This is a genomic window from Pseudomonas sp. 22072 (assembly GCF_052046095.1).
Classification (GTDB): domain Bacteria; phylum Pseudomonadota; class Gammaproteobacteria; order Pseudomonadales; family Pseudomonadaceae; genus Aquipseudomonas; species Aquipseudomonas paracarnis.
This window is the reverse complement of sequence record NZ_JBQEQE010000029.1, coordinates 15,574-38,536: the sequence shown is the minus strand read 5'-3', so window position 1 is coordinate 38,536 and position 22,963 is coordinate 15,574. Positions and strand designations below refer to the sequence as shown.

The 22,963-nt window shown below is 61.4% G+C and carries 18 protein-coding genes; 4 read left to right on the top strand and 14 right to left on the bottom strand.

The window, feature by feature from the left end; translation table 11 throughout:
• Positions 1 to 5: 5 nt before the first annotated feature.
• The 11 genes from pgaA to ACTJLA_RS23115 form a co-directional block, all read right to left on the bottom strand.
• Positions 6 to 2,486, bottom strand: a complete 2,481-nt coding sequence (gene pgaA / locus ACTJLA_RS23165) for a poly-beta-1,6 N-acetyl-D-glucosamine export porin PgaA (protein ID WP_440842212.1) — start codon at positions 2,484 to 2,486, stop codon at positions 6 to 8.
• 337 nt (positions 2,487 to 2,823) lie between these two features.
• Entirely contained in the window at positions 2,824 to 4,320 is a 1,497-nt protein-coding gene (locus tag ACTJLA_RS23160; protein WP_034125427.1) for a YdgA family protein, read from the bottom strand.
• Positions 4,321 to 4,572: 252 nt separating this feature from the next.
• Complete coding sequence (locus ACTJLA_RS23155; protein ID WP_054896844.1) at positions 4,573 to 5,205, bottom strand: hypothetical protein; 633 nt, start codon at positions 5,203 to 5,205, stop codon at positions 4,573 to 4,575.
• An 81-nt stretch (positions 5,206 to 5,286) separates the two neighbouring features.
• A complete protein-coding gene (locus ACTJLA_RS23150) occupies positions 5,287 to 6,729 on the bottom strand; it encodes an efflux transporter outer membrane subunit (RefSeq protein ID WP_032894227.1) in 1,443 nt (480 codons plus the stop codon).
• On the bottom strand, positions 6,726 to 7,616 hold the full coding sequence (locus tag ACTJLA_RS23145; protein ID WP_032878498.1) for an efflux RND transporter periplasmic adaptor subunit: 891 nt from the start codon (positions 7,614 to 7,616) through the stop codon (positions 6,726 to 6,728). The genes ACTJLA_RS23150 and ACTJLA_RS23145 overlap by 4 nt, the downstream gene beginning before the upstream one ends.
• Positions 7,613 to 7,822: a DUF1656 domain-containing protein gene (locus ACTJLA_RS23140; RefSeq protein WP_003187469.1), complete on the bottom strand. Its 210-nt coding sequence runs from the start codon at positions 7,820 to 7,822 to the stop codon at positions 7,613 to 7,615. Before ACTJLA_RS23140 ends, ACTJLA_RS23145 begins: the two co-directional genes overlap by 4 nt.
• On the bottom strand, positions 7,819 to 9,897 hold the full coding sequence (locus ACTJLA_RS23135; protein ID WP_089042755.1) for an FUSC family protein: 2,079 nt from the start codon (positions 9,895 to 9,897) through the stop codon (positions 7,819 to 7,821). Before ACTJLA_RS23135 ends, ACTJLA_RS23140 begins: the two co-directional genes overlap by 4 nt.
• The gene (locus tag ACTJLA_RS23130; protein WP_034125424.1) at positions 9,894 to 10,313 is read right to left on the bottom strand and encodes a MarR family winged helix-turn-helix transcriptional regulator; all 420 of its coding nucleotides are present in this window, start codon (positions 10,311 to 10,313) and stop codon (positions 9,894 to 9,896) included. The genes ACTJLA_RS23135 and ACTJLA_RS23130 overlap by 4 nt, the downstream gene beginning before the upstream one ends.
• 277 nt (positions 10,314 to 10,590) lie before the next feature.
• The gene (locus ACTJLA_RS23125; RefSeq protein WP_440842207.1) at positions 10,591 to 12,093 is read right to left on the bottom strand and encodes a Fic family protein; all 1,503 of its coding nucleotides are present in this window, start codon (positions 12,091 to 12,093) and stop codon (positions 10,591 to 10,593) included.
• A 101-nt stretch (positions 12,094 to 12,194) separates the two neighbouring features.
• The gene (locus tag ACTJLA_RS23120; RefSeq protein WP_057977813.1) at positions 12,195 to 12,440 is read right to left on the bottom strand and encodes a DUF2789 domain-containing protein; all 246 of its coding nucleotides are present in this window, start codon (positions 12,438 to 12,440) and stop codon (positions 12,195 to 12,197) included.
• Positions 12,441 to 12,472: 32 nt separating this feature from the next.
• Positions 12,473 to 14,053: a glycosyltransferase family 39 protein gene (locus tag ACTJLA_RS23115; RefSeq protein ID WP_057977812.1), complete on the bottom strand. Its 1,581-nt coding sequence runs from the start codon at positions 14,051 to 14,053 to the stop codon at positions 12,473 to 12,475.
• A 193-nt stretch (positions 14,054 to 14,246) separates the two neighbouring features.
• On the opposite strand from ACTJLA_RS23115, the gene ACTJLA_RS23110 reads away from it, so the two are divergent.
• The 4 genes from ACTJLA_RS23110 to ACTJLA_RS23095 all read left to right on the top strand — a co-directional run bounded on the left by ACTJLA_RS23110 (position 14,247) and on the right by ACTJLA_RS23095 (position 18,870).
• Positions 14,247 to 16,409 carry a hypothetical protein gene (locus ACTJLA_RS23110; RefSeq protein ID WP_054896850.1) on the top strand — a complete coding sequence of 721 codons (2,163 nt, stop codon included), beginning with the start codon at positions 14,247 to 14,249 and terminating at the stop codon, positions 16,407 to 16,409.
• A complete protein-coding gene (locus tag ACTJLA_RS23105) occupies positions 16,406 to 17,110 on the top strand; it encodes a DUF3142 domain-containing protein (RefSeq protein ID WP_054922432.1) in 705 nt (234 codons plus the stop codon). The genes ACTJLA_RS23110 and ACTJLA_RS23105 overlap by 4 nt, the downstream gene beginning before the upstream one ends.
• Positions 17,111 to 17,312: 202 nt before the next feature.
• The gene (locus ACTJLA_RS23100) at positions 17,313 to 17,672 is read left to right on the top strand and encodes a helix-turn-helix domain-containing protein (protein WP_054922434.1); all 360 of its coding nucleotides are present in this window, start codon (positions 17,313 to 17,315) and stop codon (positions 17,670 to 17,672) included.
• Positions 17,614 to 18,870 carry a type II toxin-antitoxin system HipA family toxin gene (locus ACTJLA_RS23095; protein ID WP_256220344.1) on the top strand — a complete coding sequence of 419 codons (1,257 nt, stop codon included), beginning with the start codon at positions 17,614 to 17,616 and terminating at the stop codon, positions 18,868 to 18,870. The genes ACTJLA_RS23100 and ACTJLA_RS23095 overlap by 59 nt, the downstream gene beginning before the upstream one ends.
• A gap of 62 nt (positions 18,871 to 18,932) precedes the next feature.
• Here the strand turns inward: ACTJLA_RS23095 and ACTJLA_RS23090 are convergent, their stop codons facing one another.
• The 3 genes from ACTJLA_RS23090 to ACTJLA_RS23080 form a co-directional block, all read right to left on the bottom strand.
• Positions 18,933 to 21,386, bottom strand: a complete 2,454-nt coding sequence (locus ACTJLA_RS23090) for a TonB-dependent siderophore receptor (protein WP_314551142.1) — start codon at positions 21,384 to 21,386, stop codon at positions 18,933 to 18,935.
• 92 nt (positions 21,387 to 21,478) lie between these two features.
• Positions 21,479 to 22,429, bottom strand: a complete 951-nt coding sequence (locus ACTJLA_RS23085; protein ID WP_314551140.1) for a FecR domain-containing protein — start codon at positions 22,427 to 22,429, stop codon at positions 21,479 to 21,481.
• On the bottom strand, positions 22,426 to 22,935 hold the full coding sequence (locus tag ACTJLA_RS23080) for a sigma-70 family RNA polymerase sigma factor (protein WP_314551137.1): 510 nt from the start codon (positions 22,933 to 22,935) through the stop codon (positions 22,426 to 22,428). The genes ACTJLA_RS23085 and ACTJLA_RS23080 overlap by 4 nt, the downstream gene beginning before the upstream one ends.
• Positions 22,936 to 22,963 lie beyond the last annotated feature (28 nt).

The window sequence follows — 22,963 nt, the reverse complement described above, 5'->3', positions numbered from 1 at the left end:
CTCTTTTAGAAACGGTAAGTGAGGTCGACGAGCAGGCGCAGATCGCGTTCGCGATCACCGTCATGAGGTCGGCTGATCAGGCTGAGGTTGGCGCCCATTTCCAGTACGTCATTCCAGCGATAGCGTTGGCCGTAGCCAATCAGGCCAATACCGCCGGTGGAGTAGTCACGCTGGCTGTAGGTACCCGCGCCGATTTGGAACTGCTGACTCCACTGGGTTTCGTAGCGGTGATAGAGCACGTGATTGACGTTGATCATGGGCAACACCGTGAAGTCCGACTTCGGGTTGAAGTACACGGTGTCTTCCTTGCTGTTGCGGCTGGCGCCCACTTCCAGGCCCAGGTCCACTTGCACATGGGGCGAGCTGTAGAGGCCCTCGCGGCCGGTGAGCAAGGCTTCGAAGCGGTCGTTGCCGTCGCTGAAATGGGACGGGCTGAGGGTCAGTTTCCACTCGCGGCTTTCGTTGGCGCGCCAGCGGATAAAACCGCTGCCGCCGTTGGCTGTGACACCGTCATTCAGGGCCCGCAACGGCGTGGTGCTGAGCAAATAGCCAAGGCTGCCGCCGTATTGCCAGTGGTCGTTGATGTCGCGGGCAATCGACACGCTGGCGCCTTGCTTGGAACCGTCGCCATAGGAATGGTTGGACACTTCGGCTTCGATGGTCATGTCACGGGTGCGACGCTCCACGCCCACGCGCTGCCAGCGATGTTGACCAGTGCCCTCCTGGAAGTCGGCGGTGGCATAGCCGGCACCGGCGAACAGGCGCCAATCTTCGTCGATGGGAGGCGTGTAGATCACGCTTTCAATGCCCCAGTCTCGGCTGCCGGAGACGGCACCAGCGTCGTTGTTATTGCCGCCACCGTAGCTCTTGCCGGTGTAGGCCTCGACACGCAACTCGGCCATGTCGTGCACATCGCGCAGGCGGCTCAGGCGCTGCACCTGACGGTTGTCCGGGTTACGGGCGAGCACGTCGTCGGTGAGCGCGTCCATCTGCCGCCATTCTTGCAAGTCCATGGCGGTATAGGCCTGGGAGACTTCCAGGCCGATATCGCGGGGAGCCTGGGTTTCGGTTTCCTTGAGCGTGCCTTCGGCGCGACGCGGCCAGTCGCGGGCGCGGTACATGTCGGCCTGGGCCAGACGCAGGCCCACATTGCCCGGTGCCTTGGCCACCAGGGCTTCCAGGCTGGCTTCGCTGCCGGGCAGGTCACCGCCATAGGTACCGGCCTGGGCGGATAATTGTTGGGCGTCCATCCAGTTGTCATTGGGGTTACCAATGGGCAAGCCCTTGAGCTCAACGCGGGGGTTTTGCTCCTTGGCCAGGTTGTTAGCGACCTGGCGAGCCTCTTCGACCTTGTCGCTTTCCAACAAGGCGTAGAACAGCGCCGTGCTGTCATCGACCCGATAGCTGGCATCGGTGTCGGGGGCGGTGAGTACCTGGCGGTACAACGGCTCGGCCTTTTCCGGCTGGCGCTGTTCCAGGTAAGAGCCGGCAACCCAACGCAACGCGTAGGTAGGTAGTTGCACGCCTTCGCCAGTGAGGGTCTGGTAATCGCGGATCACCTCGGCATGCCGTGCTCGCGCTTTGAGCGCGCCCAGGCGGTCAATGCGCCAGCGGATGACGTCGTCCTTGGCTGTGGCGTCCGGCGCCCAGCGACTGATCAGTTTGTCGTAGTCCTGCAGGGCACGGTCTGCGATGACGTAGCGTTCCTTCTCGCTGCGTGTGGCGAACTCAGCCATGCGCACACGCTCGGCGGCAAGGTCACCTTCGAGGCGGCGCTGGGTGACTGCGTCCACCAGCCCCGGGCGCTTGGCCGAGAGGCGCAGTGCCGGCTCCGGCAGCCGCGCCTTTTGCAGGGCAACGATGTATTCACGCGCCACTTCGGGTTTATCGCCCGCCCGGATAAAGGCTTGGTCGAATTCGAACAGCGCGTCGTAGTTCAGGCCGGCACGTGTCAGCGCATATCCCAGGGCCATGCGGCGATTGGGGTCATTGGGTTGCGCCGCCACCAGCGTGCGCAGGCGTTGTACCGCTTCGTTGGCTTTGCCGCCATCGGCCTGGGTGAGGGCCTGGCCCAGTTGCAGGTCGACGTTATTGGGTTCACGCAGCAGCGCCTGGCGATAGACCGCTTCGGCCTGAGCCCACTGCTTTTGATTGCGATAAGTGCGCGCCACCGTGGCGAGTGCCTGGGTGGTGAGGTTGCGATGCTTGCCTTGCGCCTCGTAAACCTTGAGCACTTCAGCATCTTGCCCGGCCCAGCCGGCGATCACCAGGTGGTCGCTGACCTGGCCTGGGGTCTGGCGTTCGGCGGAGAGTTGGCGAAGTTGGGTCAGCGCCGGCGTGAAGTGACCGTTGCGGGCCTGGATGATCAGGGCGTCGTAGGCAGGGTCGGCAAATGCAAGGCCTGGGACCAGCAATTGGCTGCACAGTGCGGCTCCGATAAGCAGACGCAACCGGCCTGAGGCACTGTAGGGGTGGTTTCGCAGCATGTCGTGAGCTTCCTTACACACGGAAAGCTCTAACGATAGATGGTCCTGAGCGAAACGCTTCAGGGTGTCGGCGTCTCGGGACCCGACCTAGCTTTCCTGTAGGAACTATCCCTTAGGGAAGTAGGGGGAAGCACAATTCAGAACAATTGTTCAGAATTGTACGACCGCGATTTTTTGCCCTCACACAAAACAAAAGTGGGAGCCGGGTTTGTGTGGGAGCCGGGCTTGCCCGCGATGCAGGCACCTCGGTCGTCCAGCCAGACCGGGGCGATGCTATCGCAGGCAAGCCAGCTCCCACACAAGCCAGCTCCCACATTTTTTTTATCGCATTTCAGGTTTATTGGGCGCCGCTGACCGCACCGGCTTTGGACATCACAAAGCTGAGGAACTGCTCAACGGTCATCTTCTGGCCGTTGAAGGTCACCTCGTTGTTGGCGTAGTGCAGCTTGGAAACCACGTCGGTGCCCACCAGGGTCGCCAGTTGAGTACCGACCGCCATGCTGCTGACCATCTCAGCCGCCATCTGCGATTGCTGTTCGATGGCTTGCGGGTCGGTCACGCCGCCCACCTGGGCTTGCAGGGCCGCCACGTCGCTGATCATCGGCTTGGACAGGGTCAGGTTGGCATCCAGCAGCGAGACCATTTGCTTGCCCAGTTCAACCGGCGGCAGCTCCATGGACGTTGGCTTGGCCAGGTCCACCACCAGGTTGAACTTGCTTTCGCCACGGGTGGTTTTGAGCGACAGGTTTTCCACGGCCAGTTGCGGCTTGGCGGCCAGCACCTGGTTGACGTTGGCTTCCGCAAGGGCTTGCTCGGCTTCGGTCATTTGCAGCTCCGGCACCGGTTGACCGGCAGCAGCGGCAGCTTGCACCGGTTGCATCTTGTCCTGGTAGAGCTTGGTCAGCACCAGCATCGCCGGAATGTCGACGTTCTTCATGCTCACGGCCATGGCGGCCGAACCGACTGCTTTGCCCTGGTAGCCGATCTCGTCGATCTTGTAGTCGACGCGGCCAGCCAGGTTGTTGTCCTTGGTTTCGCTGGAGTCTTTCTGCTCGAAACCCTTGAGGGTCAGCACGGCTTTCTGCGGGCCGAAGGTGACCTTGGTGTCGGTCAGCTCCACGGTGTTCTGGCCGGTGTAGAAACCGAAGGTGGTTTTTTCCAGGTTGCTGGCGACGGTCAGGCCGGCCAGCTCCGCTTCGAACGGTGCGCCTTCGGCGTCCACTGCGGCAACCTTGAGGCTGTTCATGAAGCCTTCGGCCTTGACCTTCTGGCCTTCGGCGCTGCTGTCGAAGTTGAGGTTGGCGCCGGAGAAGCTCACCGAGGAAGTGGCGTCCTTGAACTCCAGGGGCAGCAATTCGATGTTGCCGCTGACCGAACGGCTATAGCCGATATTCGCCACGCCTTTGAGCGGCGACACGTCTTTGCTGGCGGCGAACCATTTTTCGGTGGTGGGGTTCTTTTCCAGTTCGTAGTGACTGGTGGCCATGACCGGCAACCACTTGAGGGTCACCAGGCGCGAGAACGGCAGCGGGCCGTGTTCGATATGGTCGACGAACAGCAATTCGGGGTTCGGGTTGTCTTCGCCGAACACGCTGCCTTGGCCCTTGAGGCGATAGTGCGCGGTGCTGCTGAACACGCCACGGTCCAGGGACACCAGCTCCAGGGTCACGCTGCCATCGACGCCGGCCATGGAGGTCTGCAGTTCTTTATTGGCGCTCTGGATAGCGGTTTGCAGGACCGGCTCCAGTTGTTTACCGGTGTACCAGGCACCGCCCGCACTGACGGCGCCGACGGCGACAACAAAACCCAAGAAAACAACGGCTGGCTTATTCATGAAGTGACCTGATCAAATCCTGTGAGAAGTGGGCTGTCTTCCTTGAACCCTGTAGGGGTTCCTGTAGGAGCGAGCGTGCTCGCGAACAACGCATGGGCACCGCGTTCATTCAGAATGCCCGCGTTATCGTTGGCGTCTTTCGCGAGCAAGCTCGCTCCTACAGTCGTGGCCCGTGTGGCCAAAGGCTGGGGAAGATTAGCACTGGCGGGCGTAAACGGCCCAACCTTTCAGAGGGATCAGTTCAGCAGGAGTTCAGGAGTACTCCTGTTCGACTTCATCCAGTTGGTGATCAAAACTCTTCAAGCGTGCGGTCCAGGTGTACACCAGCACCTCGAACTCGCGATGTATCACGGCATTGCCGGGGGTGTCGGCCTTGGGGTCGCAAAAGTCCAGCTGGTAGCGCTCGCGGGCCATTTGCGTGGCCACGTCGGACAATTCCCGCGCGTTATCCAGCCAGTGCCTACCGTCGGCAACCTGCCGATCCAGCAGCACACATTGTTTTTTCAGGATTTCGAGGCTTTTTTCCAGCGGCGTGCCGGTGAGGTCGCCCATGACTTCCTGGAACGTGCGCCCCGGCTGCCAGTAACTGCCCCAGAAATAGCGATCGAACACGGTTTCGACACGGCGCAGGGCGACCTTGGTGTCCCAGATCGCCACGCGGGTCTTGCCCTGTTCGAGGAGTTTTTTCTTCACGCGCTGGTTTTGATACGACGCCCAGGCCACCACGCCGATGGACAAGGTGCCGATCACCAGGCAGGCGCTGTCGAGGAACACCATGGCCTTGTCGAGTTGATGGGCGAGCATGACGCCGTAAAAATACGCGGCCGATAACAAAACCAGTGCGAAGAGCACGCACCAGAAAGCGGGAGCATAAGGGTTTTTCATTCTTGGAATCCCCATGAGCAAACGCGAGCTTTGTCGGGTGAGGCGCCAGCGGGCCTCACCCAAGAAAGCATAGCAATCACCTCACGGTTTGCCGGGTTTTTCCCCTTGCGTTCGTCCGCTTTCCCAACCGCCGCCCAGGGCCAGGAACAGGTCGATCTGGCTCATGGCAACCTGGGTGTTGGCCGCCGCCAGTTGCGCACGCATATCGGTGTAGGTGCGCGTGGCTTGCAGGTCGGCCAGGAAGGATTCGCGGCCGGCCTGGAAGAAGCGATGGGTCTGGCCGGCGGCTTCTCGCGCCGACTGTTCGGCGTCGGCCAGGGCGTCGCGGCGTTGCAACACGGCGGTGTATTGGGCCAGGCCGGTCTGGGTTTCGCGGATGGCGTTGAGCACCACGCCGTCGAAGTGGGCCAGGGCGCCCTGGGTCGCGGCTTCAGCTTCATGCACGCGGGCGCGAGCGCCGTTGGTCGGTACAGTCCAGCTGATCATCGGGCCAAAGCCCCAGCGGTTGGTGGCAGGCGTGCCGAGGTTTTCCAGCAGGCCGACGGTGCCGACCGTGGCGCCGATGCTGATATCCGGGTACAACGCGCCGGTCGCCACGCCAATACGCGCCGTGGCGGCGGCCAGCTGGCGTTCGGCCTGGCGCACATCAGGGCGACGCTTGAGCAGCGTGGCGCCATCGCCTACCGGCAGCAGTTGAGCAATATGTGGCAGCTCGGCACAGGTGCCCGTGCCGGCTGGCAGTTGGTCGACAGGTTTGGCCAGCAACATCGACAGCCGGAACAGCGCCGCCTGACGCGAGGCTTCATAACGCGGTATGTCGGCACGCAGGGATTTGTATTGGGTTTGCGAACGTGTCACCTGGGTCTCATCGCCACGCCCGGCATCTCGCAAGCGCTGGGTCAGTTTGGTGCTCTGGGCTTGCAGGTCGAGGGACTCGTTGGCAATCGCCAGTTCTTCGTTGGCCGCGCACACCTGGGTATAGGAGCGCACCACATCGGCCACCAGGGTGATGCGGGCGATATCCGCCGCGGCCTGGGTGGCATCGGCGCTGGCCTGGGCGCTTTCGATGCCGCGCTGCAAGGTGCCGAACAGGTCGAATTGATAGGACGTGGTAATCCCGACGCTACCGATATTGCCTACCGGGACTTTGTCCGGCAGCAAGAAGGCCTCGCCAGATTCCTGCAAACGCTGGGCCTCGGCCTTGACGCCGGCACTCCAGCCGCCAGCGGATTCGGCCTGCTGCACCTGATAACGCGAGCGCTGCAAGTTGGCGGCGGCCACGCGCAGGTCGGTGTTGGAGGCCATGGCCTGGCGCACCAGTTCGTCCAGGCGCGGGTCTTTGTACAGCTTCCACCAATCGGCCGGCACCGGTGCCGAGACGACGTTGCTGCCCTCGCCCATGATCGGCCCTTGCAGGTCGCCACGGTTGACGGCGGCCTGTTCCGGCAGTTTGTAATCGGGCCCCACCACTTGGCAGGCCGACAGCAACAACCCCAGGGAAGCGGTTGCCAGAAGCCGCTTCATGGTTTGTCCCCGTCTTTGACCTTGTCGTCGATGATCGACACCGTCGCGGTGCGCCCGGCGATCATGCGAAAGTCCGCCGGCACGTCATCGAAGGCGATACGCACCGGGATCCGCTGGGCCAGGCGCACCCAGCTGAACGCCGGGTTGACGTTGGGCAACAGGTTGGAGCCGCTGCTGCGGTCGCGGTCTTCGATACCGGCGACGATGCTCTGCACGTGGCCATGCAGGCGCGCGTTGTCGCCGATCACACGGATGTCCACGCCCATGCCGACGTGGATGCCGTCGAGCTTGGTCTCTTCGAAATAGCCGTCGATGTGGAAGGAGTTGCTGTCTACCACCGACAGCACCGGGCGCCCGGCGGTGACGAACTCCTGGGTACGCGGTGCGCGGTCGTTGACGTAGCCGTCCACAGGGCTGCGGATCACCGAGCGGTCGAGGTTGAGTTGGGCGGAGTCCACCGTCACTTGCGCTTCGGCCAGTGCCGATTGGGCGCGGGCGACGCGGGACTGGCTCTCTTCCAGTTGCTCGCTGGGCACCAGGTTGCCCAGGCCACGGTTACGCTTGTACTCGCGCTGGGCCTGGGCCAGGGTTTCCTGGCGGTCGGCCACGGCGGCCTGGGCTTGGCGCAGGGCCAGCTTGAAGCGGTCCTGGTCGACGGCGAAGAGCACCTGGCCCTTGGTCACCAACTGGTTGTCGCGCACGTCAACGCGCTGGATCAGCCCGGAAACGTCCGGGGCGATCTGCACGATGTCGGCACGGATGTGGCCGTCACGGGTCCAGGGCGCAAACATGTAGTACATGACCATGCGCCACACAACGACGACCGCGAAACTCACGATCAACAACGTCAGGACGACACGGCCGATAGTCAAAAAAGGTTTTTTCATGTCATCAAATATCGACTGAGTGAGTCCACCGCGCCCAGCAACAGCGCGTAGAGCCCCACATTGAACAATGCCCGGTGCCAGACCAGGCGATAGAAGTGCATGCGCGTCAACAGCCCGTGCACCACCAGAAACAACACATAAGTAATGCCCATCAGCACCAGCAGCGTGGGCAGGAACACCCCGCTGATATCCAGGTCACCGATCATAAAGGCGCTCCATCAGGTAACGGCGCTTGCATCTCTGTACCGCCAATGAACTCCACACCGGGCAACAGCGCCAGACGCAGGCCGGCCAAGGCGTGCAGCAGATGCAGGCGCGTGTCGTCTTCGTCTTGCAGGCCCTGGCCATTGAGGGCGCGACGCGTGCGGTCCAGGGTCATCAGCAGACCGCTGGGCGCGGGCAAGCGTTCACCCGCCTTGAGGCAGGCCTTGAAGTAACCGCCCACGCCTTCCACCACCTGGTTGAGCAACACCCGTGGCACACCGAGGATGCGTGGCGAGTAGGCCAGCAGGTCGAGCAGGTTCAGCGCCACGCGCAGGTCGCGCAGAGCGATGCCAGTGTCCTGGCCGGTGAGGGCCAGGCGCGGCAGGTGTTGCATCAGGCGGTCGAGCATTTGTACGGCCATGTGCCGGTGCTCGGCCAGGGTGGCGGGCTCGGTGAGGCTGACGATGTCGCGCCAGCTGAAACGGGTGAGGCGCTTGGCCGCCAATTCAGCGCCGAAGGGTCGGGCGATCAACGTCCACACGAACGCGAACAGCAGGCCAACGGGCCCGGCCAGGTTGACGTTGGCGAAGTTGAGAAAGTCCGCGTCATAGGCGCCCTGGATGCTGATGAACGACGATGTGTTCACCAGCGTCAGCAACATGCCCAGGTAGAAGCGTGGCTGAACCGTAAGGGTGCCGATGCAGATAAACGGCACGGCGAAGGCCAGCACCAGCATGGGGAAGTCATGCAGGTTGGGCAGCACCAGAAACAGATACAAGCTGGCGAACAGCACCGACATGGCGGTCCAGAAAAAGAACCGGTAGATCTGCGGTGCCGGATCGTCCATCGAGGCGAAAAAGCTGCAGGCGACGGCGGCAAGGATCACGGCGCTGCCGCCGTCGGTCCAGCCCAGCAAAATCCACAGCACCGAGGCGACAATGATCGCGGTCACGGTGGAGAACGCCGAGTAGAACATCAGCCCACGGTCGAGGAACGGCGTGAGCCGCCCCAGGCGCCAGTGGCGGTAGACGGCGCGCCAGGTGTCCTGGCTTTCACACTGGATGGCGGCTTGCAGGCTACGACAGTCTTGCCACAGGTCGACCCATTCGCCCAGGCGGTACAGGGCGTTGGAGAACAGCAACGTATGACGGTCATCCAGCGCTTCGCCCTGGGGTTGAGCGGCGTCGATCTTGTCGCGCAGCAGGCGCCAGCTTTCCAGTGGCGCGGCTTCGGTGGTGCTTTGCAGCCAGGCGCTGGCATCTTCCAGCAGCGGCGTGAGCTGATCGAGAAACTCTGGCGCACGGTGCTCAATGGCGTACACCGCATCGTCCAAAGCGTCGATCACTGGCAGCAGGTGAATCATGCGCCCGCGCAGTTCCTTGGTGTTGCGTACCGTCTGCGGGCGTGCGCCTTCGTGGGGCAGCTGGCCGATCATCAATTCAAGGGTGTTGAAGGTGGCGACCATGCCGCCGCGCAGGTTGCTGACTTCTTGCGGGTCGACCTTGCGGCTGAGAAAGCGCTGGCTATAGACCTGCGCGTCGCTGAACCACTTGGCCACCGAGCCATCGAACACCGGCATCAGCCGCCGAGGCCAGAACATCGCGCCCACCACCGCTGCGACTGCGATGCCGAGGAAGATTTCTTCGGTACGCGCCTCCGCCACATCCCAGACCGCCAAGGGGTTATCCACCACCGGCAAGGCAATCAGCGGCAAGGTGTAGCCGGCCAGCATCAGGGCGTAGTTATTGGCGGTGCGCAGGTGCATGGACAGAAACAGCAAGGTGCCGGTCCACAACGCAATCACCACCACCAGAATGTAGGGTGACTGCACGAACATCGGCACAAACAGCACCGCCGCCGCCGCGCCCATCAAGGTGCCGATGGCGCGGTACAGGGCTTTGGAACTGGTAGGGCCGACAAACGGGCTGGATACGATATACACCGTGGCCATCGCCCAGTACGGACGCGGCATCTGCATGAGCATGGCGATATACAGCGCGATCATCGACGCGGCGAAAGTACGCACCCCGTAGAACCAATCGCGGGCAGGCGGGAAGCCGGTAAAAAATCCGTTCAAGGCGACACAGCCTCGGCCGCTTCGAAGGCGCGCAATACACGCAGTGCCGCTTGCAGATCGTCGGGGGCGATATCCGCCAACACGTCCTTGCGAAGGCGCACCAGTTGCGCCTCCACCGCCTGCACCAGCTCACGGCCACGCTCGGTAAGGCTCAGGGCCTTGGCGCGGCGGTCGTGGATGTCTTCGGTGCGGCAGACGTAACCGTCACCGCACAGCCGGTCGAGCAGGCGCACCAGTGATGGGCTTTCCATACCGGAAGCCTGGGCTACTTTGACCTGGTGCACACCGTCGCCCAAGCGACCGATCATCAACAACGGCACGGCGCAGGCTTCGGAGATGCCATAGCTGACCAGCGTGGTCTGGCAGATTTTGCGCCAATTACGGGCGCCCACCACCATGCTGCTGCTGAGGCTCATCTGGAGTTGTTCGAGGGATTGAGGCACTGGATAGTTCGCATACAGTTAGTTTGCTAACTATCAATATGGTCGATGCATGAAGCATCGTCAAGTTTTGTAACAACTTTTTGGATGGGTGGAACTGTTGTGAATGAGTAAAGCGGAATTTGGCACGGACACGGGATGTTCAGCACCGCACATATTGGTGTGGGAGCTGGCTTGCCTGCGATTGCGGAGNCATCTCAACTGATGAGCGCTATCGCAGGCAAGCCAGCTCCCACAAGGGTTTGTGTTGATTTCAAGACTGCTGTTCGGGTTGGCTATCCTGATGGTGCTGGATTACCCGTTCTACTTCCTCTTCGATAAAACCAAACACCTCATCCGCCACGCTGTATTGAAACTGCTTACGCCGGTGCTTGGAAAGCTTCCCACCGTTATCCAGGCACATCATCACCAGCTTCGACAAATCACTGCCGCGCACGTCGTAGCGTTGGTTCACTGCTTTGATCACTTGGTCATAACGGTCGAGGAATTCGGTTTCTTCGCGCAGTTCCACTTCCAGCGCGCGGCGGGCCATTTGCAGGGTGAATTCGACGCTGCGGGTCGCATCCCAGTAGCGATAGATCGAGGGGTGGCCGATGAAGTCGAACGCCATGTGGTCGGCGTCCAGCCAGGTGACGTTCCAGAATTCCCGAGTCGGCTGGGAGAAGGTCTTGAGTGCCTCCAGATAGGCTTGTTCCTCGTGCTTCATGGCGACAGAGACCGGTAGCAGCAAGCCATTTTCCAGTGCGCCGTAGTGGCAGAGCGTCTGGTGAATCAGGAAGCGAGACAGGCGCCCATTCCCGTCCATGAACGGGTGCAGGAAGACGAAACCAAAAGCGGTGACCGCGGCCGCCACTAAAGGATCGACGTCTCGCACGGGCTGGTTGGCGAAGGCCATCAGCTCTTCCATCAATTCCTGGCAAAGCGCGGGAGCTGGCGGCACGTAGCTCACACCGGCTGCGCCGCGTAGCCCGTTGTGCAGATGGTTCTGTTCGTGGCGAAACGCGACGGCTTTGTCAAACGGATTGGAGATGGTGCTGTTTTGCAGCTCGACCAAGTAGTCCTCGGTGAGCAACCGGCCTTCGTGGGCCTGGCGCAGGAGTTGGACGAAGCGGCGGGATTTTTCTTCGCTGGGTTGTTCTTTTTCGATGGCAAATGAGTCGCGGGTTTCGTGCAGGTATGCCCACTGGATGGCGCGGTCCATCATTTCCGGAGGGAGGGTGGCCATGAAGGATTTGGCACGAGCCAATACATCAAACGCCAACAACGCTTCCAGCTCAGGCGTTCGCTCTACGGTGGCGCAATAATGCAAAGAGCCCAAACCGTTGAAATCCACTCGCCAACGACTGTTGCGAATGCTCGGGCCGGTTACATAGCGCTGGGGATCGAACAAGGGAACAACGCGACCACGAACAGGAAGGGTGTGATCCAGCATTTTCCCGGTAAAGCCTTCCCACAGAAAACAGGCTTTTCGGATAAACGCACCGTTAGGCGAGTCGGCCAGCGCGTCCAAAAACGGTTCTGGGCCGAGCTGTTCAAACACCTGGGCAAGTATCGCCAGGTTCACGCCTTCATGCTTAAGCGCAAATAACACATGCTCAAACAGCGCATGTTGGGCGGGCGCCACCGAATGGGGAACTGCCAGGCAGTCGCCGATCAAGGTAATCCTGGTCACCGGCTTGATCATCGCAGTCCTCAAGGGTGCGATAACCTTTAGATCCAGCGCCTCACACAGATGAGCGTATCCGACTGTTGGCATGGCGATGCTTTCCAGAAAAAATTCACTTAGGCGATTAAAGCCCAGTTTTTTTTACCGCTCACCATTTTTTTTTACATACTCGCCCTTATTTGGATATTTTTTTACACCCCTCGTCCACCCCGCAACATCAGATTCAACTCATCCACCACCACCGCCCAATCCGCATCATCCAGAATCTCTTCACGCAAAAATGCCTTCTGGGCGTCGCTCCAAAAAAACGCATCCGCCAGTTTCAACTCCGGCTTGAGCGGCGAATGAGAGGCGACAAATTGCTCGATACTGACCGGGTCGTGCGGCAAGCCAAGCTGTTTGAACAAAGCCGGTAGGCTGTGCACTGGCGATTCCATGGAGGGTTCCTCATAAGTAGGTTGAAGTGAGTCTAGCGGCAGCCTTCAGGTTGCGGCGCCGGTGCGTTGCATAGCACGAACAACCGCGCCCTGGCGCCACCGCCGTCCTGGCGACTGAGTTCGTGCCAACTGGTGGGCAGCGGCGCGAATTCATCCGGGGCTTCGTTGCTGCTGATCAACCATACCCGTCGCGTTTGAGCAGGCAGTGCTGAGAGGCGGTCCAGATAGATGCGGCCACCGTCCTGGTCCACCAGTGTGCCGAAACCATAGGCGTTCGGGCGAGTGGCAGTCCCGTCGGGTTTGGGGGGGGTGTAGAGCTGAAGTTGCGCGTCGGTCTGGTCGTAATACACGTAGCTGAGGTACCACATCATGTCGCTGAGGACGATGCGGTCGCCTTCCTGGTAGTTGCGATTGACGAACTCCACCGGCACGTTGAACTGGTCGTGTTCATCCACCTCGAAGTTGTTTTTTAACCCCAGCAGTTCTACGCCAACAAACAGTGCGAACAACGCCACGCCCAGCCAGGACAAACGGGACGGCAAACGGTCGATGGCAAGCGCCAGGACTATCGGCAGGCCTAACGCATACACCGTGAGGTAGCGCTCGATAAACACGGGCGAGATAAAGGACACGCCATAGACCAGCAGCAGCGGTAGCAGGCAAAACAGTGCCGGTAGGCGCGCCGCGTTATTGCGCCAGGCCGTCGATACAACCACCACGGCCAGCAGCAGGGGTAACAGCCAGAACAGCGGCGGCCACAGGCCGAGACCGTCATCCTGCAAAAGGAACTGCCAGACCATCGACGGTAGCGACAGCAGATTGACCGGCTCTTCCCAACCAATGTCGCCGCCGACTTTGAGCTGTTCGACGTGCTGCACCAGGTCCAGCAGGTTGGGCAGCCAGGGTAGATACAGCAACACTATCGCCACGTTGGCGACCCACCAGGCAGGTCGCGTGATCAAGCGCTGACCCGGCGCCTGCAACCCCAGGTACGCCCAATGCACCAGCACGCACAGCGCAGTGAAGTAGTGGGTATAGAAGCCGGCGCTCATCAGCAGCACATACACAGCCAAATAGCGCGCGCGTTCGGGCTGCCTCACCCAGTACACCAGCGCCAGCGTGGCGCCCAGTAGCCACACGCCCAGCAGCGAATACATACGCACTTCCTGGCTGTAGCGCACCGCAGTGGGCAGTAGAACCAGCAGGATCCCCGCCAGCACGGCTGCGCGTCGGGTGGACAGTTGCCGTGTCAGCCAGATGCCCAGGCCCACGACGGCCACGCCGGGGATCGCACTCAGGCTGCGAATTGAGCCGATGCTGTCGCCGAACACCTCGATCCAACCGCGCAGCAGCAAGAAGTACAGCGGCGGGTGCACATCATGGGCCGCGTGAAACCACAGGTCGGCCAGGGCGTATTCGCTGAGCAACAGGCTGGAGCCTTCGTCGCCCCAGATCGCCGCCGAGGTGAGGTGGTAAAACCGCAGGGCCATGGCCAGCGCCAGGATCGGTACCCACCATAAACGGCTGAGCCAGCCGGCGCCCTCCCAGCTCAAGCGATGAAAGGCAGGCAATGCCTCGACTTTTTCGTGTTGCTCTACCACAGACCGACGCATATCGACTCCGCTACTACTGCCCTCTTACAGGACAAACACTGCGCATGCGCAAACACCGCCACTCTAGGCCAAAAGCCCTGGCCTCGCTGCTGGAATCGGACAAATCAGCAATTTGTGTAGGCCTTCACCGAAGCACTCGCCGGATCAGGCTATTATTGCCCCTTCTCCAAGGACTCAGGATCAAGGAAACGTTATGCGCATCGGTTTGTTGTCACCTCTGGCCCTGGCCCTGCTGGCCGGTTTTTCCCTACCGGCCCAGGCCAGTTCTGACGACTCGTGCTACCCCGACTGGCGGGTATCGCGTGACAGCTACGAGCCTTGCAGCAACCAGCCCTTTCTCAGCCCGGGCAACGACAGCCGAGTGAACCTGCGCCTGTTGCTGGCCGACAAGAAAGCAGCGCCCCTGGCCCCCAATGCCTTGGGCGAAGACGATTTGGCGCAAGGGTTCGGCCCGGTGCCGTTTCCGGTGTACCGCCTGGTGCCGGCTCCGGCCACGAATGAGGAGCCTGACAACAAGGCTGACGATTCACGCACAGCCGAACTCGACACGCTGCTCCAGCCCCTGGGCATCAAGCGCGAGGAGTACAAGACCGCAGGCCAGGCCTTCCTGAATGGCGAAGGCAGCCGTTGCCGCAGCAATGACGATGACAGCGCCACGGCGTTTATCAGCCAGGTGATCAAGGCCCAGATGCCGCCCGCCGAGCGCGATGTGTTGGTCAAAGCACGCCTGCAATTACTGAGCACCTGTGACTGGAGCCGCCAGGTGGTGGACGCGCAGCTGACCCCGTCGGCCAATGCTCAGTTGTTTCGTACCTACTTGCAGGCCGCCGGCGATTTCTACAGCGGGCGCTTCGATTACGCCGAGCGCGGGTTCGCCGCCGCCGCCACCAGCGATGTGCCGTGGCTGAAGGAAACGGCGCTGTACATGACTGCGCGTACGTCGCTGAATCAGGCCCAGGCCGAAGCCTTCGACGAATACGGCATGCCGCAACGCGAGCATGTGGATAAGTCGGCCCTGAGCGATGCCGAGCAAGGCTTTCTCGGTTACCTGAAAACTTACCCACAGGGCGATTACGTCGCCTCCGCCCGTGGGCTCTTGCGCCGTGTGCACTGGCTGGCGAACGACGATGCCAAGCTTGCCGAAGACTTCACCTGGCAATTCACCGAGGCCACCGACGCCCAGCGCAATGTGAGCGTGGACGAACTGGTGGAAGAGGCCGACCTCAAGTTACTGATGGTCGGCAACAAAGCCGCGAACAGCCCGATGCTGCAAGTGGTCAGCGACCTGATGGCGATGCGGGCCCACACCCCGCCGCTGTTGAGCCGCGAAGACCTGGATAAGCAAAAGAGCACCTTCGCCACTGAGCCCGCGCTGTTTGACTTCCTGCAAGCCAGCTATGCCCTGTACGTCGAGCACCAACCCGACACGGCCTTGAAGCACCTGCCTGCGGATGTGCCATCGAGCCTGGATTACTTCGCCTTCAGCCAACAGACCCTGCGCGCCCTCGCCCTGGAGGCCAAGCAGGACTGGAAAGGCGCCGAAGCCCTGTGGCTGCAACTGCTGCCGCTGGCCAAGCAACCGCTGCAACGTGACCAGCTGGAGCTGGCATTGGCCATGAACTACGAGCGCAGCGGCCAACTGGCCAAGGTGTTCGCCGCCGACTCACCGATCAGCGCCAAGCAAGTGCGCTACATCCTGCTGCGCAACGTCGCCGGCCCCGACCTGCTACGCCAGCAGATCGCCAACGCCAGCGACCCGATCGAGCGTCAGAGCGCGCAATTCGTGCTCCTCTACAAAGACCTGCTGCGCGGCCAGTACGCCACCTTCGCCGATGACCTCAAGCAGGCCTCGCTCTCTGACGACAAACTCGGCACCAGCCTGGGCTACACCTATACCAGCGGCCAGACCTTGAAGCTGTTCCAATGGAACGGCGACAAGGCCGAATCTGGGTACGCGTGCCCAAGCATCGCGCAAACCGCGGCGACCCTGCAGAACGAGGCCAAAAACCCGCACGCGTTGAACTGCTTCGGTGAATTCATCCTGCGCAACGGCCTGGACGGCATGCCGTTGGAACAACCCCGCGCCGCCGGCAGCCTGGGCAGTACCGCCTCGGACTTCAAGGGTGAAACCTTCTCGCGCCTGGACGGCTACAAACAGGTGATCGCCAACGCCAAGGCGCCGAAAACCGACAAGGCCTATGCGTTGTTCCGCGCCATCAACTGCTACGCGCCGGCCGGCTACAACAGCTGCGGCGGCGAAGACGTTGCGCCGGCAGTGCGCAAAGCATGGTTCCGCCAACTCAAGAGCGGTTTTGCCGATACCCAGTGGGGCAAATCGCTGCAGTACTACTGGTGAAATCGCTGTGGCTAGGCTTGCTGTTGCTGGCAAGCCCGGCTTTTGGCGCCGTTGACGCAGGCGACTACGACGCCTTCTGGCTGTGGAGTGGCGTCATGCCCCAGCCGGTCATCAAGCAGGCAAAAACCCTGTACATCCTGCAAGGCCAGATCAACGCCACGCGCCGCGCACCCCAGCGCGGTGTACAACTGATCGCCCAGGGCATGAGCGTGCCGCGCATTACTCAAGGCGACGTCTGGGTGGTGTACCGCGCCCACACCCTGCGCTGGCCGGAACGGGTCTACACCCAGGTGCTGGGCCAGGTGCAACGCTGGCGTGACGCCGGCAACCCGGTGGTCGGTATCCAGATCGACTTCGATGCCCGCACCCAATACCTGCACGAATACGCCGACTTCCTGCGCGACCTGCGCCAACGCCTGCCCGCCGACCTGCGCCTGAGCATCACCGGGCTGATGGACTGGAGCAGCAACGCCGACCCGGCCGCCATCGCCCAGCTCAAAGGCGTGGTGGATGAAGTGGTGGTGCAGACGTATCAGGGGCGGCACAGCATCCCTGACTATGCCGCGTATTTGCCGCGGATGAATCGGCTGGGCGTGCCGTTCAAGATTGGCTTGATTCAGGGCGGGGAGTGGCAAGAGCCGGGGTATCTGCGGGGCAATGAGTGGTTTCGGGGGTATGTGGTGTTTTTGCAGAACCTTTGAAGTTTGGTAACACCAGTAGGAGCGAGCTTGCTCGCGAAAAACGTCAACGACAACGCGTGNCTGATTGAACGCGGCGCCTGTGAGTTTTTCGCGAGCAAGCTCGCTCCTACAAAAAGCCTTAGCATCGAGCCGGTTTTTTGCAGGTGGCCTTAGAGGCTTGGATGATATAAGTTACCTTTATTGCTTTAAAGAGTGATATATCATGCAAGAGACAGCGAAGCCCTACCCGCACAAAGGGTACATCTCAGAGAGAAGCGCTGAGCTAATGAGAGGTATCGGGAACGGTATCGAAATAGCCCGCATTCGTCGCCGGTTGAAAATCTCCACCATATGCAGCCGCGCGGGCATTACGCGGCAGACGTATCAGCGGCTGAGGCAGGGCGAGGCCGGCGTATCCCTCGGCGTGCTGATGAATGTGCTTAGCGCGATGGACTTGGAAGAAGGTATGGCGAGCATTGCGTCACCAGAACTTGACCAGGTTGGCATTACCATGAGCCTCGCCCGTGAGCCTGAGCGAATTCGCACTGAAGGAGAACCCGATGTCCTGGAAGCCGATTGGTAATGCCTTTGTTTTTTCAGCTCACTTAGTCGGTGACCCGGTCCCTGTTGGCGAGGTGGCCATGCATGGGAATGGATTCGTTTTTCGCTACGCCAACAGTTGGCTCGCGCGGCCCGACGCATTTGCGATTGACCCGCTGAGTTTGCCACTGACCCCTAACCAGTATTCCTCGACGCGCATGTTTGGTGTGCTCGACGATGCAACGCCCGATAATTGGGGTCGGCGTGTTCTGCTGGCGACCCACAAACAGCATCCACAAAACGAAGTTGAATGGCTGCTTGCCTCGCGGGGAGCAGGAGTGGGTTGCCTGCTGTTCAGTGCGTCAAGAAGTCAGCTGCCAACCCTGCACCAACCCCCGCAATTTGAAGACCTTGAGAAAATCATGGTGGGCCTTGATCGAGTCGAGAAGGGTGACGTCGACCTGCCTGCGGAAATCGCACGGTTATTCGAGTTTGGGAGTTCCATGGGCGGCGCCAGGCCGAAGGTCACCGTGACCCATGAAGGCAAGGAATGGATAGCTAAACTCGGCCGTAGCGACGATGTGTTCGACCAGCCACGGGCGGAATTCGCCAGCCTTCAAATGGCGGATGCAGCAGGTCTACCCGCAGCCAAGCACAAGTTGGTAGAGGTCGCCGGCAAACCGGTGTTGATGGTCGAGCGTTTTGACCGACATGAAGCCGCTGGTCGCGAGCACTATGTCAGCTGCAACTCTCTGGTAAGCACTGAGAAGCCGAGAATGCGGGTTGATGCGGCTGACGGTGCCGTTTCCTACTCCAGGATCGCCGACGTATTGAAGAAGGTCAGCGACGATGCCACCTTTGACATGCGTGAGCTTTACAAGCGTATGGCTTTCAATGTGCTCATCGGCAATAGCGACGACCACCTGAAACAAACCGGGCTACTGCTGACCAGCGCCTCGGGCTATTCCCTTGCGCCAGTATTTGACGTGTTGCCCCACCCTACCCAACTAGGCTTGCAGGCGCTCATCATCGGCAATGAAGGCCGGTTATCGTCTGTCAGTAATTTGCTGAGTACGCCTGAACGCTTTGGGTTGGGGGCCGATGAAGCAAGGTCCATCGTCACGGATATGTATGCCGTCGTGCGAGAAGCCTCCGGTTTTTTCGAAGCGGCAGGCTGCAGCGGTGCCGAGGTACGCATGCTTTCCAATGTGTGTACACGATTTGCAGCGGACCTGGTGTAGGGCGGCAACAGAGCGCACCCTTGAAGGGTGCGCGCCGCAGCAAATATCACCTAAACGCTAAGTTACCAATCGTACGTCAGGCTCGACACCACCGTGCGTCCTTCCCCGTAGTAGCAATCCAGATCACTGGTGCACTGCGAGACGTAGGTCTTGTTGCTGAGGTTCTGCACGTTCATCGCCAGCTTCACGCCCTTGAGCTTGAGCGGCGAGGCGCCCAGGTCGTAGCTTAGGCTTGCATCGTAGACACTGTAGGACGGCACGTTGAAGGCGCCTTCGTAGTAGTCGCCCAGGCTTTGACGGGCGTAACGCACGCCAAGCCCTGCACCCAGCCCCGCCAAGGGCGTGTCGCCGAGCACGGTGTAGTTGACCCACATCGAGGCGGTGAGTGGGGAGATGCCGGCCGGGTGGCGACCTTGGCGGCCATCGTTGTCCTTGGTGTATTTGACGTCATTGCGCGCAGCCGAGGCGACCACTTCCCAGGCGTCGCTCAAGACGGCCTTGGCTTCCAGCTCAACACCCCGCGAGCGCAGGGCGCCGCTTTGGGTGCTGAAGGTGGTGTCCACCGGGTTGGTGGTCAGCACGTTTTCCTGATCCAGTTTGTACACCGAGGCCTGGATGAAGCTCTTCTGGCCCGGTGGCTGGAACTTCACGCCGACTTCGTATTGTTTGCCGGTGGAGGGTTCGAAGGGTTTTCGGTTCGCATCAGTGCCGGCCAGCGGCAAGAAGGATTCCGAATAACTGACGAAGGGCGACACGCCGTTATCGAACAGGTACACCAGGCCCGCACGGCCGGTGAATGCCTGGTCTTTGCTGGCAAAGCGGGTGTCCTGTATCGGCTCCTTGTTCACCACATTCGCCCAGTCGTAGCGGCCACCGAGTACCAGCACCCATTTATCCAGCTTGATCTGGTCCTGCAGATACAGGCCGGTCTGGGTAATGGTGCGGTCCCAGCGGTACGGTTGGCCGAAGTTCAAGGGCTGGCCGTACACCGGTTTGAACAGGTCGATGATCGGCGGGTTGCGGTCATACAGGCCATGGAACTGCGAGTTGGAATGGTAGTAGTCCAGGCCAACGATGAAGGTGTGGGACAGTGCGCCCGTGTCGAATTCAGCCTGGGCGATGCTGTCCACGCCGAACACTTTGTTGGTCTGCGACCAGTCCACGCCGAAGCGTTGCAGGTAGCGTTGGTCCTGCACGCCGGTGTTGGGGTTGGCGACAAAGCGGTAGCCGTGCAAGGGCGCGGTGTAGCGGTCGTCGACCTCGGCGTAACGGGCGTTTTGCTTGAGGGTCCAGATGTCGTTGAGGCGATGGGAAACTTCGTAACCCAGCACGTATTGCTCGCGGTTGTACTGGTTGACGCCCGGCTCGCCGATAAACACATCGCGCTTGATCTTGCCGTTGGGGTTGTCCCACAGCGTGCCGGACGCCGGCAGGCCTTGGGCTTCGGGCACGCCTTTGTCTTTCTGGTACTGGGCGAACAGGGTCAGGCTGGTGTCGTCGTTGGGGCGCCAGGTGAGGCTGGGGGCGATGAACTGGCGCTTGTTTTCGACGTAGTTGATTTCGTCTTGCGCGTCATTCGCCAGGCCGGTCAGGCGGTAGAGAAACTGCCCCTCCTCGTCCAACGGGCCGCTCAGGTCGATGGCCGCGCTTTTGTGTTCGTAGGTGCCGGCTTCCAGTACCACTTGATGTATCGGCGTTTCGCTGGGGCGCTTGCTGACCATATTGACGATACCGCCCGGCTGGTTCTGGCCGTAAAGCACGGACGCCGGGCCTTTGAGCACTTCGATGCGTTCCAAGGAATACGGTTCGATCTGCAACGCGCCCCCGGTGCTGCCACCGCCATAAGGCAGGTGCAGACCGTCCAGGTACAGCGGCGTGGGCGAGAAGCCGCGTGACGTCGGCTCGTCGAACAGTTTGACTCGGTCGGCAAAGCCGCCGGCCGTCATGCCGGGGGTATAGAGCAACGCCTGGGTGACACTCTGGGCGCCACGTGCCTTGATCTCGGCGGCGGTGATCACGTTGATCGTCTGGGGAATTTCCACCAGCGCCGAGTCGGTCTTGCTGCCCGAGGCGCTGCGCTTGGCGACAATACCGTCCACCGGGCCCCAGGCGCTTTCCTGCTCCTGCCGGCCACTTATCTGGGTCGCGCCCAACTGCAAGGCTCCGTCGCCGGAAAGGGCCTGCAACGACCAACCGCCCTGGGATTGCACCGCCGCCAAACCGCTGCCCGCCAGCAAGCGCTGCAACCCCGAACCTACGCCGTAACGCCCTTTCAAGCCGGCGCTGCGCTTGCCGTCGGTGAGCGATGCGTCAACCGACAGCAAGATGCCTGAGGCACTGGCGAAACGGTTCAACGCCTGGTCGAGGCTGCCCGCGGGAATGTCATAGCTGCGCAGCGCTTCGGTGCTTTCTTCGGCTTGAACCATGCTCGGCAGTACAGGCGCCGTTGCCAGCAGGCCGGCAAACAGGCCACGACGCAGCGCGCGGGCCAAAGGTTGGATTGGGTGGTGCGACATGGCAGGACTCCCCGTGAGAACGCTTCTTGATTGGCTTTCAAGAGGTATCCCGAACGGGCCGCAGAAACCGACAAGCCCTGTACAAAGTATTTTCAGACCCGCGCCTTGATCGTTACCCAGTAACGGGTCACCGCCTGCACGTGCACGGGCAATGAACGCTCCAAGGCCGCCAGGATCGCGTCGGTGTCGTTCAGCGGGAACACGCCGGTCAACAGCAGCTTCGACACCGCCTGATCACAGCGCAACAGGCCCGGGCGGTAGCGGCTCAGTTGCGCCACGAACTCACCCAACGGCTGGCGCTCGGCAACCAGACGGTGCTCGGTCCAACTGCCGGCATTGGCGCTCACTGCCGGCAACGCGGTGCTTTGACGCGCGTTGAACCATAGGCTGTCCCCTGCCTGCATATGCACCGGCGCACCCTGCAACGGCGTGACCCGCAGGCGACCTTCGTACAAATCCACGCGGCTGCCGTCGGGCAGTTCCCGCACCGCAAAGCGCGTGCCCAACGCCTGCACATCACCGGCAGGCGTTTCGACGATCAACGGGCGCGAGGCGTCGTGGCCGCTGGTCAGCAGGACCTCGCCTCGGATCAGCCGAATACGCCGCTCGGTAGCGCTGAAACGCAGGTCTACGGCGCTGTCACTGTTAAGGTCCAGTTGCGTGCCGTCGCTCAAGGTCATATGGCGAATTTCGCCCGTGGCGGTACGCAGCTCTGCAAAGGCCGCTTGCCAGGGCTCGCTGCGTTGCACCAGGTAGCCGCTGCCACCGGCCACCAACAGCAGGCCGAGCAGTTTGAGCGCGGCCCGGCGTTGGGTATCCGGGGTGTCGCGCAATACTGCGCGAGCGCTGTCGGCAGGTACGCCGCCCAGGGTGTGTTGCAGCTGCTGCAAGCGCTGCCAGGCGCGACGATGCTCCGGGTCAGCGGCCTGCCAGCGGGCAAACTCCTGGCGCTGCTCGCCCTTGAGCTCGCCGCCCCATTGCAGCATCAACCACTCACTGGCTTGCTCGACAATCGCGGGGGCGATGGGCGCGTCGCGCTTCATTCTTCGTACACCACCTGGTAGCAGGCGACAATGGCGCGGGTCATGTACTTTTGCACGGAGCTGACGGTGACGCCCAGGCGCTCGGCGATTTGCGCGTAGCTCAAGCCTTCGAACTGCGAAAGTAAAAACGCACGGCGTGCATTGTCGGGCATGCGGTCGAGCATGGCGTCGATCTGCATCAGGGTTTCGAGGATCAGCGCGCGGGTTTCCAGGGAAGGCGACTCGGGCTCGGGCAGGTGCGCGATGCTTTCCAGGTACGCACGCTCGATGCGCAGGCGGCGCCATTGGTCGATCACCAGGTTGCGGGCGATCTGCGCCAAGTAGCTGCGGCTTTCTTTGTCACCCGGGAAGCGCCCGGCCACCAGCAGGCGCAGGAAGGTGTCCTGAGCCACATCGGCGGCCTGTTCCCGGTCGCCCAGACGCTTGCGCAACCAGCCTTGCAGCCAGCCATGATGGTCGCGGTACAGGATGTGAAGCTGTTGCTGGCCGTCAGTCGCGATGCCCATGAAAAGCTCAGAAGTGTTATTGAGAGCA

Excerpts from the sequence above, each read along its gene's own strand:
- ACTJLA_RS23145 (WP_032878498.1), bottom strand. The coding sequence starts at position 7,616 with ATGAAAAAACCTTTTTTGACTATCGGCCGTGTCGTCCTGACGTTGTTG.
- ACTJLA_RS23115 (WP_057977812.1), bottom strand. The coding sequence starts at position 14,053 with ATGCGTCGGTCTGTGGTAGAGCAACACGAAAAAGTCGAGGCATTGCCT.
- ACTJLA_RS23110 (WP_054896850.1), top strand. The coding sequence starts at position 14,247 with ATGCGCATCGGTTTGTTGTCACCTCTGGCCCTGGCCCTGCTGGCCGGT.
- ACTJLA_RS23140 (WP_003187469.1), bottom strand. The coding sequence starts at position 7,822 with ATGATCGGTGACCTGGATATCAGCGGGGTGTTCCTGCCCACGCTGCTG.
- ACTJLA_RS23150 (WP_032894227.1), bottom strand. The coding sequence starts at position 6,729 with ATGAAGCGGCTTCTGGCAACCGCTTCCCTGGGGTTGTTGCTGTCGGCC.
- ACTJLA_RS23130 (WP_034125424.1), bottom strand. The coding sequence starts at position 10,313 with ATGAGCCTCAGCAGCAGCATGGTGGTGGGCGCCCGTAATTGGCGCAAA.
- pgaA (WP_440842212.1), bottom strand. The coding sequence starts at position 2,486 with ATGCTGCGAAACCACCCCTACAGTGCCTCAGGCCGGTTGCGTCTGCTT.
- ACTJLA_RS23100 (WP_054922434.1), top strand. The coding sequence starts at position 17,313 with ATGCAAGAGACAGCGAAGCCCTACCCGCACAAAGGGTACATCTCAGAG.
- ACTJLA_RS23085 (WP_314551140.1), bottom strand. The coding sequence starts at position 22,429 with ATGAAGCGCGACGCGCCCATCGCCCCCGCGATTGTCGAGCAAGCCAGT.
- ACTJLA_RS23155 (WP_054896844.1), bottom strand. The coding sequence starts at position 5,205 with ATGAAAAACCCTTATGCTCCCGCTTTCTGGTGCGTGCTCTTCGCACTG.
- ACTJLA_RS23090 (WP_314551142.1), bottom strand. The coding sequence starts at position 21,386 with ATGTCGCACCACCCAATCCAACCTTTGGCCCGCGCGCTGCGTCGTGGC.
- ACTJLA_RS23080 (WP_314551137.1), bottom strand. The coding sequence starts at position 22,935 with ATGGGCATCGCGACTGACGGCCAGCAACAGCTTCACATCCTGTACCGC.
- ACTJLA_RS23125 (WP_440842207.1), bottom strand. The coding sequence starts at position 12,093 with ATGCCAACAGTCGGATACGCTCATCTGTGTGAGGCGCTGGATCTAAAG.
- ACTJLA_RS23120 (WP_057977813.1), bottom strand. The coding sequence starts at position 12,440 with ATGGAATCGCCAGTGCACAGCCTACCGGCTTTGTTCAAACAGCTTGGC.
- ACTJLA_RS23160 (WP_034125427.1), bottom strand. The coding sequence starts at position 4,320 with ATGAATAAGCCAGCCGTTGTTTTCTTGGGTTTTGTTGTCGCCGTCGGC.